At 63.1% G+C, this 17,760-nt stretch carries 14 protein-coding genes; 11 read left to right on the plus strand and 3 right to left on the minus strand.

Annotated features, from left to right (window positions below; genetic code table 11):
* The 3 genes from K419_RS22540 to K419_RS0120215 form a co-directional block, all read left to right on the plus strand.
* On the plus strand, positions 1–1,854 hold a 1,854-nt coding region (locus K419_RS22540), incomplete at its 5' end, for a DUF11 domain-containing protein (RefSeq protein ID WP_035497657.1).
* Position 1,855: 1 nt separating this feature from the next.
* Positions 1,856–2,458 carry a LysM peptidoglycan-binding domain-containing protein gene (locus K419_RS0120210; RefSeq protein ID WP_026843127.1) on the plus strand — a complete coding sequence of 201 codons (603 nt, stop codon included), beginning with the start codon at positions 1,856–1,858 and terminating at the stop codon, positions 2,456–2,458.
* A 149-nt stretch (positions 2,459–2,607) separates the two neighbouring features.
* Positions 2,608–3,081, plus strand: coding sequence for a hypothetical protein (locus tag K419_RS0120215; RefSeq protein WP_012529130.1), 474 nt, complete (start codon positions 2,608–2,610; stop codon positions 3,079–3,081).
* A 2-nt stretch (positions 3,082–3,083) separates the two neighbouring features.
* Here K419_RS0120215 and K419_RS0120220 read toward each other — a convergent pair whose 3' ends face one another.
* From K419_RS0120220 to K419_RS0120230, 3 genes are read right to left on the minus strand one after another with little or no spacing between them, the layout of a single operon-like run.
* Complete coding sequence (locus K419_RS0120220) at positions 3,084–3,890, minus strand: amidohydrolase family protein (protein WP_035497660.1); 807 nt, start codon at positions 3,888–3,890, stop codon at positions 3,084–3,086.
* A 22-nt stretch (positions 3,891–3,912) separates the two neighbouring features.
* Positions 3,913–4,356 (minus strand): DUF2721 domain-containing protein, encoded by a 444-nt coding sequence (locus K419_RS0120225; RefSeq protein WP_012529132.1) that lies wholly within the window; start codon positions 4,354–4,356, stop codon positions 3,913–3,915.
* Positions 4,357–4,369: 13 nt separating this feature from the next.
* A complete protein-coding gene (locus K419_RS0120230) occupies positions 4,370–4,861 on the minus strand; it encodes a hypothetical protein (protein WP_026843129.1) in 492 nt (163 codons plus the stop codon).
* A 376-nt stretch (positions 4,862–5,237) separates the two neighbouring features.
* Between K419_RS0120230 and K419_RS0120235 the strand changes: the two genes are divergently transcribed.
* The 8 genes from K419_RS0120235 to K419_RS0120270 all read left to right on the plus strand — a co-directional run bounded on the left by K419_RS0120235 (position 5,238) and on the right by K419_RS0120270 (position 17,731).
* The gene (locus tag K419_RS0120235; protein WP_026843130.1) at positions 5,238–7,997 is read left to right on the plus strand and encodes an Rne/Rng family ribonuclease; all 2,760 of its coding nucleotides are present in this window, start codon (positions 5,238–5,240) and stop codon (positions 7,995–7,997) included.
* 142 nt (positions 7,998–8,139) lie between these two features.
* A complete protein-coding gene (gene crcB / locus K419_RS0120240; RefSeq protein WP_026843131.1) occupies positions 8,140–8,514 on the plus strand; it encodes a fluoride efflux transporter CrcB in 375 nt (124 codons plus the stop codon).
* Positions 8,515–8,574: 60 nt separating this feature from the next.
* Positions 8,575–8,952, plus strand: a complete 378-nt coding sequence (locus K419_RS0120245; protein ID WP_084154298.1) for a DUF190 domain-containing protein — start codon at positions 8,575–8,577, stop codon at positions 8,950–8,952.
* Positions 8,953–9,018: 66 nt separating this feature from the next.
* The gene (locus K419_RS0120250) at positions 9,019–11,709 is read left to right on the plus strand and encodes a 2-oxoglutarate dehydrogenase E1 component (protein WP_026843133.1); all 2,691 of its coding nucleotides are present in this window, start codon (positions 9,019–9,021) and stop codon (positions 11,707–11,709) included.
* Positions 11,710–11,869: 160 nt separating this feature from the next.
* The gene (odhB, locus tag K419_RS0120255; protein WP_026843134.1) at positions 11,870–13,141 is read left to right on the plus strand and encodes a 2-oxoglutarate dehydrogenase complex dihydrolipoyllysine-residue succinyltransferase; all 1,272 of its coding nucleotides are present in this window, start codon (positions 11,870–11,872) and stop codon (positions 13,139–13,141) included.
* A 51-nt stretch (positions 13,142–13,192) separates the two neighbouring features.
* Positions 13,193–14,605 (plus strand): dihydrolipoyl dehydrogenase, encoded by a 1,413-nt coding sequence (lpdA, locus tag K419_RS0120260; RefSeq protein ID WP_026843135.1) that lies wholly within the window; start codon positions 13,193–13,195, stop codon positions 14,603–14,605.
* Positions 14,606–14,626: 21 nt separating this feature from the next.
* Positions 14,627–15,241, plus strand: coding sequence for a lipoyl(octanoyl) transferase LipB (lipB, locus tag K419_RS0120265; protein WP_026843136.1), 615 nt, complete (start codon positions 14,627–14,629; stop codon positions 15,239–15,241).
* Positions 15,242–15,271: 30 nt separating this feature from the next.
* The gene (locus tag K419_RS0120270; RefSeq protein WP_026843137.1) at positions 15,272–17,731 is read left to right on the plus strand and encodes a Lon protease family protein; all 2,460 of its coding nucleotides are present in this window, start codon (positions 15,272–15,274) and stop codon (positions 17,729–17,731) included.
* Positions 17,732–17,760: the final 29 nt, after the last annotated feature.

Consider the following 17,760-nt stretch of genomic DNA (forward strand, 5'->3'; position numbering starts at 1 on the left):
GCTGCAGAGAAGGCCGCTGCAGAGAAGGCCGCTGCAGAGAAGGCCGCTGCAGAGAAGGCCGCTGCCGAGAAGGCCGCTGCCGAGAAGGCCGCTGCAGAGAAAGCCGCTGCCGAGAAGGCCGCTGCCGACAAGGTCGCTGCAAATAGAGCCGTTGCTGAGAAGGCCGCCAGCCAGAAGGCGGCGCGGCAGAAGACAAAGCAGAGTAAGAAAAGGGAAACCCGCGAGCAGAAGACGGCCAACGCTATGCGCGCCAAAGCCATTGCAGCATACAAAGACGTTATCGACCGCTACCCCGGAACTACTGCTGCCGCGAATGCCTCTGCCAAGCTGCAGCAGATGGGCATCGACTACCCCGCTGCCCAGAAAGCTGCTGCAAGTGCCGCTCCCCAGGCCGAAGTCTCGCAGGTTTTCAACCTGGAGGTGGCTCAATACGCCGACCTCGACGTCGCATTCGGCCCGGCGGCTGAGACCCAGGAAGCAGGCAAAAAATTCATCATTCCGCTGGACATAGTCAACAACGGCAACGGCAGTGACAGCTTCTATCTGGAATCCGGTTTCCCCTCCGAGTACGCTTTCCATTTTGCAGCCGCGACTTCCCCCGACACCCCTATCAACACCACTCCCCCTCTTGAGGTAGGGGAGAAGTTCCGCGCCGTTGCTGTAGGCATCATGCCGCGCGGCACCATAGACGGCCAAAAGAGCAGCTTCCCGGTGAAGATCGGCTCCGCGTTCGCTCGCGAGGTGTCCCTGTCCAGGGAAATCACGCTGGTTGCTTCCGCACCGCTGCTGCGTGCCGTGGTGAAGAGCGACAAGGCGAAACTGCTCCCGGGCGAGAAGATCTCCTACCGGATCTCATTGCTGAACATCGGCACCGCCGCCGCGCGTGGGGTCACCATGAGGCTCAACTATCCGCCGCAGTACGAGCCGGTCAGCTTCCTCCCCACCGGGTTCCGACAGGAGGCGAAGGCTGCCCTGGTGCTCGATGGGATGCAGCTCAAGTCGGGCGAGAGCCAGGACTTCAACGTCACCTTCCAGTTGAAGGACGAGGCGCTCGCCGACCAGGAACTCTTCGTCCGGGCCGACGTCGTCAACAACGACCTCGACAAGAAGGAGTCGTTCGTATCGGCAACCAGCGTGGTGCAGAAGGTCAGCTCTGTCGCCGCGAGGAGCACCGCCGGCAAGCTGGTGGTCATCCCCGGCCAGACGGTGGCGATTCCGTTGATCGTGACCAACACCGGAAACGCCCGCGACCTGTACCTGATCAAGTCGACGGTGCCGGCGAACGCCAGCTACACCTTCTTTGACGACGTCAACCGCGACGGGAAGCGGCAGGCCGACGAGCCGATCATCAACCACGTCGGGCCGCTTTCTCCCAAGGAAGAGGCCTACATCGTGCTGGAAATCTCCACCCCGACTACCGCAGCTGACGGTGCCGTTGCCGCGGCGTCTGTCCAGTTCCAGCCGGAGAACGCCACCGACAGGTTCGCCTCCGTCAATCTGCAGCTGACTTATTCCCGCCCCATCCTCGAACTCACCATGGCTGCGAAGGGTGGAAGGCTCAAGCCGGGCGAGGTCTCCTCGCTGGAACTGAACTGCATCAATCGCGGTACCAACCTGGCCAAGCAGGTGACCCTGCAAAGCTTCCTTCCGGCCCAGTTGGAGCTGGTGGCGGCCGATCCAGGCTTTGCCCGGGCCGATAACGGCGTCTATACCTGGCGCTTCGACGAGCTGGGCGCCGGCGAGAAGCGCAACATCAAGGTTACCTATCGCGTCAAACCGGGCATAGCCGTCGGAACCAACATGCAGCTCAAGAACCTGCTGAACTACCAGGATCCCATCGGAAACAGGTACTAAGATGGCACGTCGCAACCTACTGATCGTCACCTCCCTGCTGGTGCTGTCCGTCGCAGGGGCCCTTCCTTGCCGCGGCGAGGAGATGCTTCTCTATGCCCCCAAGCCCGCCGCAGGGGAACAGGCCCCGGCCGATCCGAAGGACGGGGTGCTGGTCACGACGGTGACGGTCAAGCGTGGCGACACGCTAAAGAACATCTCCAAAAAACACATCGGCGTTGCCGGCTGGTTCCCCCAGGTCCTCGTCTTCAATACCATCAAGAACCCTGACCTGATTCACCCGGGCGACAAGCTGCTGGTGCCGGTGCGCCCCGGCAAGTCTACGTCTGTACCGGCGCCTGCCTCCCGCCGAGCCTCGCATCGTGCCGCGCACCGCACCACGCATCGCGCGAAAGCTGCAGCCGGACACCCCCTCCATGTCACCAACCCTGCCCAGGCCGGAGAAACTGAGAGCTTCCATCAGGCTCGCAAAGCGTACCTGGACCGGAATTACCAGAGGGCGCTGGAGCTCTTTTCCGGCTTCCTGAAAAAGTTTCCCCGCTCCGGCTATGCGGCTGACGCTTCCCTTTACCGCGCTGACTGTTACCTGCACTTGTCCGGGGAGTAGGGACAGCCTCCCGATCACGGACACGAAAAGCAGCCTGATTACCGCCCGGGCTCTACCTCTGCCGGTGCGGGCGCGACTTCTGTGCGGACGGCGCAGGATGTTATGCAATGCGATGCAGTCATTTGATGGAATGTCACAGGAGAGAAAAAATGCCTTTCAGTATTGATGCAGGCATGGTCGAGGTCTTGGGCGTGTGCGAGAAAGCCGAATTCGCCTGTGCCGAGCTGTACCACTACTTCGCGGATCTTTACAAGGACGACCGGGAGATCTTTTACCTCTGGCTAAGGACGGCGCTGGAGGAGGAGAACCGAGCCCGGCTCTTCGCTTTGATGGCCAAGCTGCGGCACGACAACATCATCGCCTCGGTGGTGTTGGAACTGGCTCAGGCGGAAGAGACTCTGCAGCACATCCGCGGTTTGCTGACGGAGCTTAAGGAAAATCCTCCCACTTTGAGAGAGGCGCTGCAGATTGGGATGGAGCTGGAGACCCAGTTGGACCACCTCATGAGGCAGAACGTGGTGCAGTTCGCGGACGAGACCTACGAGAAATCCTTCCTGGCGATCACCAACAGCAAGCGCCTGGAGTTGCTGCAGGAGGCCTGCCAGCGTCTGGCTGGGGCCTGAACCTAACCCGAAACAAAGGCCGCAGAGCCGTTCTTCGCCGGCCGGTAGAACGACAGGGCATTTTGGTAAAGCGCCTTTCTTGCCAATTCCTCCCCCAGCGTATCCAGCACCAGGAGCAGGTCCTCGTCCCGGTAGGGGCGCGGCGCCCGGGTCGAGGGAAGATCGGTACCGAACATGAGCGCCTCGGGGTTTGCCGAGGCTATATCCCTCAGAGCCTGCTTCACGTCGAAGTCCACCCGCCCAAAGCCGGTCGCCTTGACCCGCACCCCGCGCTCGGCCAGCTTCAACAGCGTCTTGAACCCCTCTTTTGACAACCCCAGATGGTCGATGCTCACCGCCGGCAGTGTGAGCAGTGTCTGCTCCAATCCGCCCAGCTCTCTCGAATCGATATAAAGCTCTACGTGCCAGCGCAGCAACTGGTAGACCCTGCGCGCCATCTGCTCCAGGTGCTCGATCCCCTCCGATCCCCCCCGCTTGATGTTGAAACGGACCGCCCGCACCCCGGCCGCGTCCAGCTTCGCCAGTTCGGCGTCGCTCACCGTCGACGGCAGCTGTGTGACGCCGACGAAGGCCGGCCCAAGGGTGGCGAGCGCGTCCAGCAGGTAGACCTGGTCCATGGCCTGGAAGGATCCGGAAACGACGGCGCCGCCGCAAAGGGCCATGTCGCCGGTGCGCGCGAGATAGTCCCCGCAGGCGAAGTCGTCGGGGAGATACCCCTGGTTCGGCACCAGGGGGAAGCGGCGATCCACGATGTGGAAGTGACTGTCGAAGACGGGAATCCCCCCTGCTAGCTTCAGTGCTCCTGACATGGATACCTCCGGAGTTGCCGCCTTAGTTAGGTCCTATCTTGAGGCTTCCCTTGGCGATGAAGATCTCGCGCAGGAAATTGATCAGCCCCACAACCATCAGCATCATGGCCAGGATGAAGAGGATGGCGACGGGAAGCGAGATGTCGTAACGGAGGTAGTCCCCCAGAAAAAGCATGGCGATAACGGTGCAAACCAGCACAGCGGTAGCGGTGCAAAGAAAGATGGCGTGACCGATCAGGTCGGCCCGTCGCGACAGCACGCGCAGGTACGCGTGCAGCTCCGGGACCGTGTCCGCGGAGGCAGTCTCCAGCTTCCCCTCGTGGTAGCGGGCGCGGTCTATGATGCGCGCCAGCCGGCTGGTCATCACGCTCAGCATGGTGCCGACCGCCGTGAGGAGAAAGACCGGGGCGACCGAAAGTTGGATGACGTGGGCGACAGCCCCAAGCGATTGCGTATCCCGCAGCATATGTGCTCCTTATCTATGAGCTTTCGAATCTCTGCTCAACCTCGGACCTGAACTGCTCCAGGTCGATTCCCTTCAGCCTGATCAGGTCGTTCATGACCGGGTCCAGCATGCCGTTGGCGATGTTTACCGCCGACCGCTTCTCCTGGATCTCCTTAAGCGCTTTTTCCCGCCCCTCATGGCTCAGCAGGAGGTCCGAGCGCTCGTTGTAGAAGCGGTGGATCAGGAAGTTGCGCGCCCTCTGGGCCTTGCGCAGCGCCAGTACCGCTTCGTCGGTGAACCCGACCCTCTGCTTGATCTCCTCCATGAGGCGCCCCAAGGTCTGGCTCCCCAGGTTCTCCATGTACCCGCGGAATTCGTGGTCGGAGAGGCTGCCGTCGCTTAGGTCGGTAAGGAGGGTGACGATGAAGGAGATGTAAAGCTCTATGCGCTGGCAATCCTGCACGGCCGCTCCCATCTCCAGATAGATCGGGTTCAGCGCTGAGGTATCGATCTTGACGCCCGGCATGGCATGCCCTCTCAGGGAAGATTTTTACCAATGCATTAGCACAAAAAAGAAAGGTCATAAACAGCTAATTACCTGAAGTCGTTTCGCGCGGAATTTTGGTTAGAAGGATGCTGAGGGATCCTCATGGGAAAAGCCGCTGACGCCTCGGAACCACAATGCCGCGAGGAGATTGCGCTTTTTTGTGTGCGACAAACACATTCTCTGTTATAATCACTCGGTTTTCATTAATCTTGACAGCCCCCTAATGCTGGGGGGATGGATATAAAGAAAGTCTCAAGCCGGGATGTCCGGCGGGAACAATACTAGGCGCGAGGCGTGCCGGCGGTCAGTTGCGACCAGGCAACGCAGCCCCTAAAGGAAAGGGAAATAAGGATTTATGTCAAAAAAAATGCTGATTAATGCGCTCCACCCAGAGGAAGCGCGAGTGGCGATCGTCGAGGACGGCCGCCTGGTGGATCTGGATGTAGAAATCGCCGGCAACGAGCAGATTCGCGGCAACATCTACAAGGGGGTCGTGGTCCGCGTGGAGCAGGGTCTGCAGGCCGCCTTCGTAGACATCGGGCTGAAGAAGCTCGGCTTCCTGCAGATGGGCGAACTGCATCCGGAGAACTGGAAGTGGCGCGACGACATCCCCGAGGACCAGAGGCACCGCCGCCCGCGCATCCAGGAAGTGCTGCGCAGGGGGCAGGAGCTGATCGTCCAGGTGGAGAAGGGGGAGCGGGACAACAAGGGCTCCGCGCTCACCACCTACGTCTCTTTGCCTGGGCGCTACATGGTGCTGATGCCGGGGAGCGATTCGGCCGGCATCTCCAGGAAGGTCGAGGGGGAAGGAGAGCGCAAGAAGCTCAAGGAAATCATCGCCGAGATGACCATTCCCGAGGGGTACGGCTACATCATCCGGACCGAGGCGATGGGAAGGACCCGCGAAGAGCTCCAGAAGGACCTCGACAACCTGATTGCGACCTACCAGGGGATACGCTCGAAAGGTCTGGCCATGAAGGGAGCGGGGATGATCTACCAGGAGTCCGCGCTCATCATCAGGACCATCCGGGACTACTTCTCCGCCGACATCGACGAGGTTCTGGTGGACAGCAAGGACGTCTACAACGATGTCCGCGACTGCTTGAAGGAGATCGACCCGGCCTTCGAAAAGCTGGTCAAGATGCACCAGGAGAAGCGCCCCATCTTCTCGCGCTATCAGTTGGAGGAGCAGATCGACCTGATTTACGAGAAGAAGGTCCCCCTGAAGTCGGGCGGGTCCATCTTCATCGAACCGACCGAGGCGCTGGTCTCGATCGACGTCAACTCGGGCAAGTCCACCGGCGAGAAGGGGGTCGAGGATACCGCGTTCAAGACCAACCTGGAAGCGGCCGAGGAAGCCGCGCGGCAACTGCGGCTGCGCGACCTGGGCGGGCTCATCGTCATCGACTTCATCGACATGCGCGACCGCAAGCACAACGCCGAGGTGGAAAAAACGCTGAAGACAGCGCTCAAGGCCGACAAGGCGCGGGTGAACGTCTCGCGCATCTCGGAATTCGGCCTTTTGGAGATGTCGCGCCAGCGCATCCGCCAGACCCTGAACCAGGCCTCCACCCTGGAATGTCCGCACTGCGACGGCAGGGGGAAGGTGAAATCGGTCGAGGCGATGGCGCTCTCGTTTCTTAGGAAGGTGCACGCCGCCGCGGCCAAGGGGACCATCGGCGAGGTGGTGGGTGGCCTGCCGCTGGAGGTGGCCTACTACCTCTTGAACCGCAAACGCCATGAACTTTCCCAGATCGAGAACGACTACGACATCGAGGTGACGGTCAAAGGTAAACCGTCGTACCTCCTGAACCAGATGGATCTGGAACTGATCAAGCGTGAGAAGGCCGCAGACGAGCTGCCGCTGGAGAAGCCGGCCCATGGGCGTCCGCTGCCCAAGGAAGACGCGGCCCAGGAGCCCGCAGCCGAAGGGCGCAAGAAAAAGAAGAAGGGGAAAAAGGCCCAGGAGCCGGAGGCCGCAGCTCACGCCGAGGCGCTGCCGGTTGCCGTTGTGGAGGAGCCGACCGGCGCCGAGCTGGTGGTGACCGTCGAGGGCGAACCCGACGAGCACAAGAAAAAGCGCCGCCGCAAGCGCAAGCGGGGCAAGGGAGGCGCAGCCGAAGCGGGTGCCGAGGCCGCTGCGCCGCAATCGGCCGAAGCAGAAGTGGAGCTGCCGGCCGCAGAGGCTGGGACCCTTCCCGCGCCGGGACCGGTCACGGAGCAGGCGGCTGCCGCCGAGGGCGAGCAGCTCCAGCACGAGACGGGCGAGGAAGTGAAGAAGAAGCGCCGGCGCAAAAGGCGGCGCGGCAAGGGGGGGCACGAGGCGCAGTTGCATGAGCCCGGCGCCGAGTTCCCGCCGCAGTTGGAAGCTTTCGCGGCAGCGGGTGCCATCCCGGTGCAGGAAGTGACCCCGGTGATAACAGCCTCCGTCGTTTCCGCCGAACCTGGCGCAGCAGCGAAGAAGGGGCGCAAAAGGGGTAAGGCGCGTGCCGAGGAGCCTGCTGTTTCGGCGGGCGCGGCTCAGGTTGAGGCGATAACCGTTCCGGCAGAGGTCATCGAGTCGGCGGAACCCGCCGCGAAGCCGAAGCGTCCGCGCGGCGGCAGGAAGGCAAAAGAAGCCTCCGCAGAGCAGGGCGCGGCGGCTGTGGTCGCAGCGGCGCCCGGTGGGGCACCTGAAGCACCCGCCGGAGCCGCGGCCCCCGCCGAGCCTGCGAAGGGCAAAAGGAAACCGAGGGGAGCTAAAGCAGCCAAGGGCGCTGAAGCGCTCCCCGTCCCGGAAGCCGGCGAGGCAAAGGCCGCGCCGGCCGGAAAGAAAGCCCCCGCCGCGGTGACCGAAGGAGCGGAGGCTCCCGCCAAGGCCAAGGGCAAGAGCACCAAGGGTAAGAGCGCCAAGGCTCCCAAGGCGAAAAAGGAGCAGGAAGCTGCCACCGCAGCGCCTGAACCGCCCCCCGTACCGGCTCAGGATAAAGCGCCTGCCAAGGCTCGCGCACCCCGTGCCTCGCGCAAGAAAGAGGCCCCGGAGGGCACCGGGCAGGCGCCGGCCGCGCCGGTCGAGGAGAAGCCCAAGAAGCCGCGGGCTCCCCGCAAGAAAAAAGAAGAAGCGCCCGCAGAATAGCCAAGGGGAGGTGATGGAGACATCCCTCCTTTCTCTGCTGCTTTGGGCCACGAGCTACCTTCAGCCCGAATCCTCCTCCGACATCTTCGGCGCGAGCCTCGGATGGAGCTTCAGACATCACCAATCCAGGGCGGTCTCCCACATGGAGCAGTTGGTCTACATAGCGCTTTTAGGCGCCCTCGGCTGTCTCTGCCGTTATTTCCTTTCCGGCTTTGTCTACCAGATTTTCGGCACCTCCTTTCCCTATGGAACCCTTGCCGTTAACCTGATCGGGGCTTTCCTGATCGGGCTCATCATGGAGTTTTCCGTGAGGAGCGCCGCCATTCCCCCCACCCTGCGCTTTGCCGTCACCATAGGGTTTCTCGGGGGACTCACCACCTTTTCCACCTTCAGTTTCGAGACCTTCAGGCTTTTGGAAGACGGCGCGCTGCTGATCGCTTTCGTTAACGTCCTGGTCAGCGTCGTCGCCTGCCTTACCTGCACCTGGGTCGGGATCATGGTGGCGCGTGCGCTTTAGGCCATCCGGCAGGGAACCGGCAACCGCTTCAACCTGCATTTATATTAAATAGGAGATTGCATGGACAGCAGGAACATGACGCTGGAAGAAGACAGAAACACGATGCTCGGCGAGCGAGTGCTGCTCAGGATCTTCATTGGAGAAAGGGACAAGTATAAGCACATACCCCTGTACGAGGCCCTGGTAGAGCTGTTCCGCAAGGAAGGGCTTGCCGGCGCCACGGTGCTGCGCGGGATAGCAGGTTTCGGCGCGCACAGCATGTACCACACGGACCGGCTGCTGCGCCTTTCCACCGACCTCCCGATAGTGCTGGAAGTGGTGGACCAGAGGGAGCGCATAGAGGCGGTGCTTCCGACAGTGGAGGAGATGATGGACGGCGGGCTCATCACCATGGAAAAGGTGCTGGTGTTGCGCTACGCGAGGAAGCGCTCAAGCTAGCCTTTGGCTTGAAACGAAATCTTCGTCTGCTACACTCTGTCAATTCATGATAACGGGGAGCTAAAGATGGGGATATTGGACAACCTGAGTCCGCTTTGGATCGAGAACCAGTACGAGGTATGGAAGAAGGATCCGGAGCAGCTTTCCGAGGCATGGCGCGCCTTCTTCAACGGCTTCGAACTGGGAGTCAATCAACCGCCCCAAGAGGCCGCCACTCTTGGGCTGAAGGAGGCTTTGAAGCACTCGGGGGTCCAATCCCTCATCTACCGCTACCGCGACATCGGGCACCTGCTCGCCTGCACCGACCCGCTTTCTCCCTGCCAGATAGAACACCCGCTCCTCTCCCTGGACGCCTTCGGCCTGGAGCCGTCCGACCTCGATAAGACCTTCCATACCAAGCGTTTCATGAAGCAGAGCGCCACCCTGAAGGAGATCCTGCAGGTGATGCGCAGCACCTACTGCGGCTCCATCGGCGTTGAATTCATGCACCTGCAAAACCCCGAAGAGCGGCAGTGGCTCATCGACCGCATGGAGCCCGTGGCGAACCGGGGACGCTTCGACGCCGAAAGGCGGCTCAGGCTCTTGAAGAAGCTCAAGGAGGCGGCGCTTTTCGAACGCGAACTGCACAAGAAGTTCCCGGGACAGACCCGCTTCTCGCTGGAAGGGGGGGACGCCCTGATCCCGCTTTTGGACGCCGCCGTAGTGAAAGCCGCCGAGCTCGGCGTCACCGACGTCGTCTTCGGAATGCCGCACCGCGGCCGCCTCAACGTTTTGGCCAACGTCTTCGGCATGCCTTACGAGAACCTCTTCGCCGAATTCGGCGACAACAGGGAATATGGCGTCGTCGGCGAGGGGGACGTCAAGTACCACAAGGGCTATTCCGTCGATCTCATCTTGGCCGGAGAGCGCGCCATCCACTTAACCCTCACTTCCAACCCGAGCCACCTTGAGGCGATCGACCCGGTGGTGCAGGGGAAATGCCGGGCCCGCCAGGACAGGATGGGGGAGGGAGCTGAGGCGAGGGTGCTGCCGCTATTGATCCACGGGGACGCGGCTTTCGCGGGGCAAGGGGTGGTGGCGGAGACCTTGAACCTCTCGCAACTTGCCGGCTACAGGACCGGCGGCACGCTGCACGTCGTCCTCAACAACCAGATTGGTTTCACCACCTCGGCCGCCGACGCCCGGTCCAGCCACTACGCCACCGACGTGGCCAAGATGGTGCGGGCGCCGGTCTTCCACGTCTACGGCGACGACGCCGAGGCGGTGGTGCACATCGCGCAACTGGCGCTCGAGTACCGGGACCGCTACCGAAAGGACGTGGTGGTCGAGGTCATCTGCTACCGCAGGCACGGCCACAACGAGGGGGACGAGCCCTACTTCACCCAGCCGCTCATGTACGAGCAGATCAAGCTGCGCCCCCCGCTGCACTCACTCTATGAGATGGAGCTTTTGGGGGAGGGATTCGCCGAGGAGGAGTTGAAGGAGGTCGGGAACGAGGTGGTGCAGCGCCTGGCGCAGGCGGGGGGGAAAAGCGCGGAGCCGGTCGAGAGCGCCTTCCTGGCACGCTGGAGCGGCATGAAGCCCGGAACCGAAAAGGCGCCCGTCTCCACCGCGGTGGCGGCGGATTCGCTCATGGAGCTCTCGGAAAAGCTCAACCTCATCCCCGACGGCTTCCAGCCGCACCCCAAGGTGACGGGCATCCTGCAGAAGCGGCGCGACGCGGTATTGAAGGGCGGACCGCTCGACTGGGGGAACGTGGAGGCGCTGGCCTTCGCCACCCTGCTGGCGCAGGGAGTCCCGGTCCGCCTTTCGGGGCAGGACGTCAGGCGCGGCACCTTCAGCCACCGCCACGCCGTCCTCTTCGACCAGCGAAACGGCCGCTCCCATCTCCCCTTGTCGGGAGCCGTCGCCAAAGGGACGCTCTTCTGCGTCTACGACAGCATGCTGGCCGAGTTCTCTGTCCTGGGATTCGAGTACGGCTATTCCATTGAGGCCCCCGAGGCCCTCACCATCTGGGAGGCGCAGTACGGCGACTTCGCCAACGGCGCCCAGGTTATCATCGACCAGTTCATCGCAAGCGGCGAGGCCAAGTGGGAGCGCTCCAGCGGTCTCGTGCTGATGCTCCCGCACGGCTACGAAGGGCAGGGGGCCGAGCATTCCAGCGCCCGCATCGAGCGCTTCCTCGAACTGGCTGCGGCGGGGAACATTCAGGTTGTCTCCCCCACCACGCCCGCGCAGCTCTTCCACGTGCTCAGGCGGCAGATGCTGCAGCCTTTCCGCAAGCCGCTCATCCTTTTCACCCCCAAGAGCCTGCTACGGCACCCCGACTGCGTTTCCAAGCTGGAGGAGCTTTCCTCCGGAGGCTTCAAAGAGGTGATCGCGGAGCCCTCGGCGGGTGGAGAGGTGCAAGAGGTGCTTCTTTGCAGCGGCAAGATCTACTACGACCTTCTGGGGCGGATCAGCAAGGACCAGGTGCAGGGACGCGCGCTGGTGCGTATCGAGCAGCTCTACCCCCTGCCGATGGACCTGCTGCGGAAGGAGTTGCAGCGCTATCCCTCCGGCGTCCGTTACAGCTGGGTGCAGGAGGAGCCTCGCAACATGGGAGGGTGGCGATTCCTGCACGAGCCTCTTTGCGAGATACTCGGGGTGGTGCCCCGTTACGTCGGGCGGCCGGAAGCAGCGGCGCCGGCCTCCGGCTCGCACCGGTTGGATCGGGTGGAGCAGGAGCGCATCATAGAGGACGCGCTGCAGCGTTGAGTGCCTGCAGATCACATAGCGTCTCCCTCCGTGGTAATGCACCGCAACAAATTATGCTTGACGCTTTTGCCTAGCGCTTAACTCAGTAATCAAGAAGCACCGGTCCCGGTGAAGGTCAAAGCCGTGAACCTGCACCTTTGGCCGGTTTAGGAGTCGGAAAATGGATATCAAGGTTCCCGCGGTGGGCGAGTCGGTCTATGAGGCGGTCATCGCCAGGTGGCTCAAGAAGTCGGGCGAGGTTGTGGCCAAGGATGAGCCGCTTTGCGAAATTGAAACGGACAAGGTGACCCTGGAGGTGACCTCGGAGGCGGACGGCGTGCTGACCACGCTGGCGGCCGAGGGGGAGACGGTGAAGATCGGCGCGGTGATAGCGACCATAGACGCCCGCGGCGCAGAGGCCGCGCCCCCCTCGGGGAGTGCCGCCCCTCCTGAGCCCCCGCCTTCCGGCGCCCCGGCAGCCGGGACCGCCCCGGCCAAAGCGACCCCGAAGGGTATGGCGCCTCCCATCTCCCCCTCGGGGCGCAAGCTGGCGCGCGAGCTGGGCGTGGAGCCCCAGGATGTCAAGGGGACCGGGCGCGGAGGGCGCGTGACCAGGGAAGACCTTTTGAAGGCCGAGGGGGCGGAGCACGCTCCCGCCGAGGCCGAACCCTCCCTTGCGGCACAGCCTGCGCCGGTCGCAAAACCTGAGCCGACACCCGTTTCCCCGTCCCGTCCCGCCACTGCCGAAGAAGGGGAACGCGTGGTCCGCAAGCCGATGACGCAGATCAGAAAGCGCATTGCGGAGCGGCTGGTCTCGGTGCGGCAGCAGACCGCCATGCTCACCACCTTCAACGAGGCGGACATGAGCCAGGTGATGCTGCTGCGCCAGAAGTACGGCGAACATTTCCTGAAGCGCCACGGCGTGAAGCTGGGGTTCATGTCCTTTTTCGTCCGCGCCTGCTGCGAGGCGCTGGCCCAGTATCCCGAGGTGAACGCGCAGATCGACGGCGACGACATCGTCTACCACAACTTCTGCGACATCGGCATCGCCGTCGGGAGCGAGAGGGGGCTGGTGGTGCCGGTCTTGAGAGGTGCCGAGTCGCTGACCCTGGCGGGGATCGAGCAGCAGATCGCTCAGTACGCCGAGAAGGTGCGCCAAAACCGCATCGCCATCGCCGACCTGGAGGGGGGGACCTTCACCATCTCCAACGGCGGGGTCTACGGTTCCATGCTCTCCACTCCCATCCTCAACCCGCCGCAAAGCGGGGTGCTGGGGATGCACGCGATACAGCCGCGCGCCGTGGTTGTCGACGGCGAGATCGTGGTCCGCCCCATGATGTACCTGGCGCTCTCCTACGATCACCGCATCGTGGACGGGCAGGGGGCGGTGGGGTTTTTGAAGCTGGTCAAGGAGTACATCGAGGAGCCGGAGGAGTTGCTGCTCGAAGGGTAGCTACAACGCACACCGCTGCCCGCGTGGCAGGGGGAGTAGTAGGGAGGCGAGATGGCAGAAGAAATTTTCGATCTGGTGGTTATCGGGGCGGGGCCCGGCGGCTACGTCGCCGCCATACGCGCAGCGCAGCTGGGAATGACGGTGGCAGTGGTGGAGAAGCGGGGGGCACTCGGTGGCGTCTGCCTCAACGAGGGGTGCATCCCCAGTAAGGCGCTCCTCGATTCCAGTGAGCTCTTTCATCTGGCCGGGCATCGCTTCTCCGCGCACGGCATCGAGGTGGCGCCCCCGACCCTGAACCTCGGGCAGATGATGGCCAGAAAGGACGACGTGGTGAAGAAGCTCACCGACGGCGTAGCCTACCTCTTCAAGAAAAACAAGATCAGGAGCGTGAACGGTACGGCAAGGCTTGCCGGCAGCGAGGCGGGCGGGGTGCACAAGGTAGAGGTGCAGGGAGCGCAGGGGGGGGAGCAGATCCTTGCCAAGAAGGTGCTTCTCGCCACCGGCAGCGACGCGGTAGAGCTTCCCTCCCTTCCTTTCGACGGCGAAGCCGTTGTGAGCGCCCGCGAGGCCTTGAGTTTCGGCAAGGTCCCGGAACACCTCCTCGTCGTCGGTGGCGGGTACATCGGCCTTGAGCTCGGTTCGGTCTGGCTCAGGCTCGGCGCCCAGGTCACCGTGGTGGAGATGCTCCCCAGGCTCATCGCCGGTAGCGACGGGCAGGTGGCGGAGGCGCTTTTGCGTTCGCTCAAGAAGCAGGGGATGCGCTTTTTGCTGGGTGGCAAGGTTGCCGGTGTCGAAAAGCGCGAAGGGGCTTTGCTGGCGCGGGTGGAGGTCGAGGGAGAGGTGCAGGAAATAAGCTGCGACAAGGTGCTGGTGGCGGTGGGGCGCAGGCCGCTGACGGAGGGGCTGGGGCTGGAAGAGCTGGGCGTCGCCCTGGAAAAAGGGCGGGTCCAGGTGAACGAAGAGTACCAGACCAGCGTCCCCGGAATCTACGCCATCGGAGACCTGATAGCGGGGCCGATGCTGGCGCACAAGGCCATGGAGGAAGGGGCGGTCTGCGTCGAGAGGATGCGCGGGGAGCCGAGCCTGGTCGATTACGGCTGCGTCCCCGGCGTCTGCTACACCTGGCCCGAGGCGGCGTCGGTAGGGAAAACCGAGGATGCCCTCAAAGAAGAAGGTATCCCCTATAAAAGCGGCAAGTACAACTTCATGGGCAACGGGCGCGCCAAGTGCATGGACGAGACCGAAGGTTTCGTCAAGGTGCTCTCCGACGCGGAAGGGACGCGGCTTCTAGGGGTGCACATCTTCGGCCCGCGCGCCTCCGACATGATCGCCGAAGCGGTCACCGTGATGAGCTTCGGCGGCAGCAGCGAGGACATCGCCCTCATCATGCATGCCCACCCGACCCTCTCCGAGGCGATGAAGGAGGCGGCGCTGGACGTGGACAAGAGGGCGATACACGCCTGATTTCAGGTTTCGGTGAATCATATGATATTCAAGGACGTCGGCGTCATCGGCTACGCCGAGGCGCTCAGAATACAGGAACAACTGGTGGCGGAGGTGCAACAGGGGGGCGAGGAGGCCCTCTTGCTGCTTGAGCACCTCCCCGTCTACACCATCGGCGCGGGGGGGAACCGGGACAACGTCCTCGATCCGGAATTGGAGCCGCTCCGGGTGAACCGCGGCGGGGACGTCACCTACCACGGCCCGGGCCAGCTGGTCTGCTACCCGATCCTCGACCTGTCCCGGCGCGGGCGCGACCTGCACCGCTACCTTCGTTTCCTGGAGCGCTTCCTGGTCGAGCTTTGCGCCGGCCTCGGGGTTGCCTGCCACACCGTCCCCGGGCGCACCGGCGTCTGGACCGAAAACGGCAAGCTCGCCTCGATAGGGGTAGGGGTTAGGCGCTGGGTCTCCATGCACGGCTTCGCGCTCAACGTCTCCCCCGACACAGCCCCCTTCTCCAGGATCAACCCCTGCGGCATGCCCGACTGCAGCATCACCTCCCTGAGCCTGGAACTGGGGGAGGAGCTTTTAGTCGACGACTTGAAAGAAATGGTCGCCATCCGTTTCCAACCGCTTTTGAACCTGCACCTGCCACGATAGCCCAACGAAAGGTGGGCGAGGAGGCTCCTCATGTCCGAAACCGACTGCCGCGTACCTGTAGAGAAGCTTCGCTGGGTGTGCGATCCCGCCCTCTTCAATTTCAAGACCACCGAAGAAATCGCCGGGCTGGAGGGGAGCGTCACCCAGCACCGCGCCACGGCTGCGATCGACTTCGGCCTGGGCATGCCCAACAACGGGTTCAACATCTACCTCGCCGGGGACGCCGGGACCGGAAGGACCTCCACCATCCGGCAGATGCTGCAGAAGTACGTCAAGGACACCTCCCCCCCCAGCGACTGGTGCTATGTCCACAACTTCCACTCCCCCGACGCCCCCTTGGCCTTGGCCCTTCCCGCCGGCATGGGGAAGGAGCTTGCCGCCGACATGCGGGAACTCCTGGATTACATGCGCTCCGACATCCCGACGGCCCTGGAGAGCAAGGAGTACGAGACCAACCGGGTCACCCTGATCGAGCAGTTCCAGGAGAAAAACGGCGAGATCTTCTCCGCGCTGGAAAAGGAGGCGTCGGACCGCGGCTTCGCGCTGCAGCGTACCGTCTCCGGCCTGGTGATCGTCCCACAGAAGGAGGGGCGCAACTTCACCCAGGAGGAATACGAGGCGCTGGAGAAGGACGAGCGTGAGCAACTGGACTCCGTCGGGCGCGCCCTCACCGAAAGGCTCAACGACTGCCTCAGGCAGGTGCGCGAGAACGAGAAATTGCTGCGCGACGCCCTGTCGCAGCTGGACCGCGAACTGGGGCTATCCGCCGTCGGGCACCACCTTGACCCCCTCAAGGAAAAGTACGTCGGCTTCCAGAAGGTCCAGAAGTACCTGGACGACGTCCAGGAGGATCTCCTTTTGAACCTGGAGGACTTCAAGCCGCAGGCGGCCCCTCCCCAGATCCCTGGGTTGAAGCTTCCCAAGCAGGAGCCGACCTTCGAGCGCTACGAGGTGAACGTCCTGGTGGAGAACAACCCGGAAAACGGCGCGCCGATGGTGTTCGAATCCAACCCCACCTACACCAACCTCTTCGGGCGGATCGAGAACATCATGCAGATGGGAGGGATGGCCAGCACCAACTTCACCCTGATAAAGCCGGGCGCCCTGCACCGCGCCAACGGCGGCTACCTCATCGTGGACGCGCGCGAGGTGCTGATCAACCCGTTCGCCTGGGAGTCCTTGAAGCGCTGCATCAGGAACATGGAGATCAAGATCGAGGACGTCCTGGAGCAGTACCGCTTCATGACCGTGGTCTCGCTCAAGCCCGAACCGATACCGCTTAACGCCAAGATCATCATGATCGGCTCGCTCTGGATCTACTACCTCCTCTTCCACATGGAGCCCGACTACCGGAAGTTCTTCAAGGTGAAGGCGGACTTCGACAACCGGATCAACCGTACCCCAGAGGTGATGCACGACTACGCCCTTTTCGTGGCGGCGCACTGCTGCAAGGAGGGGCTGCTCCCCTTCGACGCTACCGGCGTCGCCGCCCTTCTGGAGCACGCCTCGCGCCTGGTGGAGGACCAGGAGCGGCTTTCCTCGCAGTTCACCGAACTCTCCGACCTGATCCGCGAGGCGAGTTACTGGGCCAAGCGCGAGGGGGCCGAGGTGGTGGATCGCGGCTGGGTGAAGCGGGCGGTGCATGAGAAGACCTTCCGCTCCAACCGGATCGAGGAGCGGATCCAGGAGTACCTGGCCCAGGGGGTGATCCTGTGCGACACCAAGGGGAGCGTGGTGGGCCAGATCAACGGACTCTCCGTGATGACCCTCGGGGACTACGCCTTCGGCCGCCCCTCCCGCCTCACCATACGCGTCTCCCAGGGGCGGGCCGGCATGGTCAACATCGAGCGCGAGGTCAAGCTTTCCGGTCCGATCCACGACAAGGGGGTGCTGATCCTGACCGGCTACCTCGCGGGCAAGTTCGCCCAGGACCAGCCGCTCTCCTTCTCCGCCCACATCTGCTTCGAGCAGTCCTACGAGGGGGTCGAGGGGGACAGCGCCTCCAGCGCCGAACTCTACGGCCTTCTCTCCGCGATATCGGGGCTTCCCATCCGGCAGGGGATAGCGGTGACCGGGAGCGTCAACCAGCACGGCCAGATCCAGCCCATCGGCGGGGTGAACTACAAGATCGAGGGGTTCTACAACGTCTGCAAGGCCAAGGGGCTCACCGGCGAGCAGGGGGTGCTCATTCCCAAGATCAACGAGCACAACCTGATGCTGAGCGACGAGGTGGTGCAGGCGGTCCAGGAGGGGATGTTCCACATCTGGAGCGTTCAGGAAGTGGACCAGGGGATCGAGATCCTGACCGGCATGGAGGCGGGGAAGATGGGCGAGGATGGGAGCTACCCCGAGGGGAGCGTCAACTTCCTGGTGCAGCAGCGGCTGAAGAAGATGTTCGACAACATGCGGCGGCTGGCGCAGCAGGACAAGGAGCAGGCGAAGGAAGAGGGGGCTCTTCCCCTTCCCGAGCCAGGTCCGTTGAAGGATTGAATCGGGTAAGAGTACTTGAAAAGGGGAGG

Source organism: Citrifermentans bremense R1, from assembly GCF_000426865.1.
Taxonomy (GTDB): domain Bacteria; phylum Desulfobacterota; class Desulfuromonadia; order Geobacterales; family Geobacteraceae; genus Geomonas; species Geomonas bremensis.

Excerpts from the sequence above, each read along its gene's own strand:
- K419_RS0120210 (WP_026843127.1), top strand. The coding sequence starts at position 1,856 with ATGGCACGTCGCAACCTACTGATCGTCACCTCCCTGCTGGTGCTGTCC.
- K419_RS0120215 (WP_012529130.1), top strand. The coding sequence starts at position 2,608 with ATGCCTTTCAGTATTGATGCAGGCATGGTCGAGGTCTTGGGCGTGTGC.
- K419_RS0120220 (WP_035497660.1), bottom strand. The coding sequence starts at position 3,890 with ATGTCAGGAGCACTGAAGCTAGCAGGGGGGATTCCCGTCTTCGACAGT.
- K419_RS0120225 (WP_012529132.1), bottom strand. The coding sequence starts at position 4,356 with ATGCTGCGGGATACGCAATCGCTTGGGGCTGTCGCCCACGTCATCCAA.
- K419_RS0120230 (WP_026843129.1), bottom strand. The coding sequence starts at position 4,861 with ATGCCGGGCGTCAAGATCGATACCTCAGCGCTGAACCCGATCTATCTG.
- K419_RS0120235 (WP_026843130.1), top strand. The coding sequence starts at position 5,238 with ATGTCAAAAAAAATGCTGATTAATGCGCTCCACCCAGAGGAAGCGCGA.
- crcB (WP_026843131.1), top strand. The coding sequence starts at position 8,140 with ATGGAGCAGTTGGTCTACATAGCGCTTTTAGGCGCCCTCGGCTGTCTC.
- K419_RS0120245 (WP_084154298.1), top strand. The coding sequence starts at position 8,575 with ATGGACAGCAGGAACATGACGCTGGAAGAAGACAGAAACACGATGCTC.
- K419_RS0120250 (WP_026843133.1), top strand. The coding sequence starts at position 9,019 with ATGGGGATATTGGACAACCTGAGTCCGCTTTGGATCGAGAACCAGTAC.
- odhB (WP_026843134.1), top strand. The coding sequence starts at position 11,870 with ATGGATATCAAGGTTCCCGCGGTGGGCGAGTCGGTCTATGAGGCGGTC.
- lpdA (WP_026843135.1), top strand. The coding sequence starts at position 13,193 with ATGGCAGAAGAAATTTTCGATCTGGTGGTTATCGGGGCGGGGCCCGGC.
- lipB (WP_026843136.1), top strand. The coding sequence starts at position 14,627 with ATGATATTCAAGGACGTCGGCGTCATCGGCTACGCCGAGGCGCTCAGA.
- K419_RS0120270 (WP_026843137.1), top strand. The coding sequence starts at position 15,272 with ATGTCCGAAACCGACTGCCGCGTACCTGTAGAGAAGCTTCGCTGGGTG.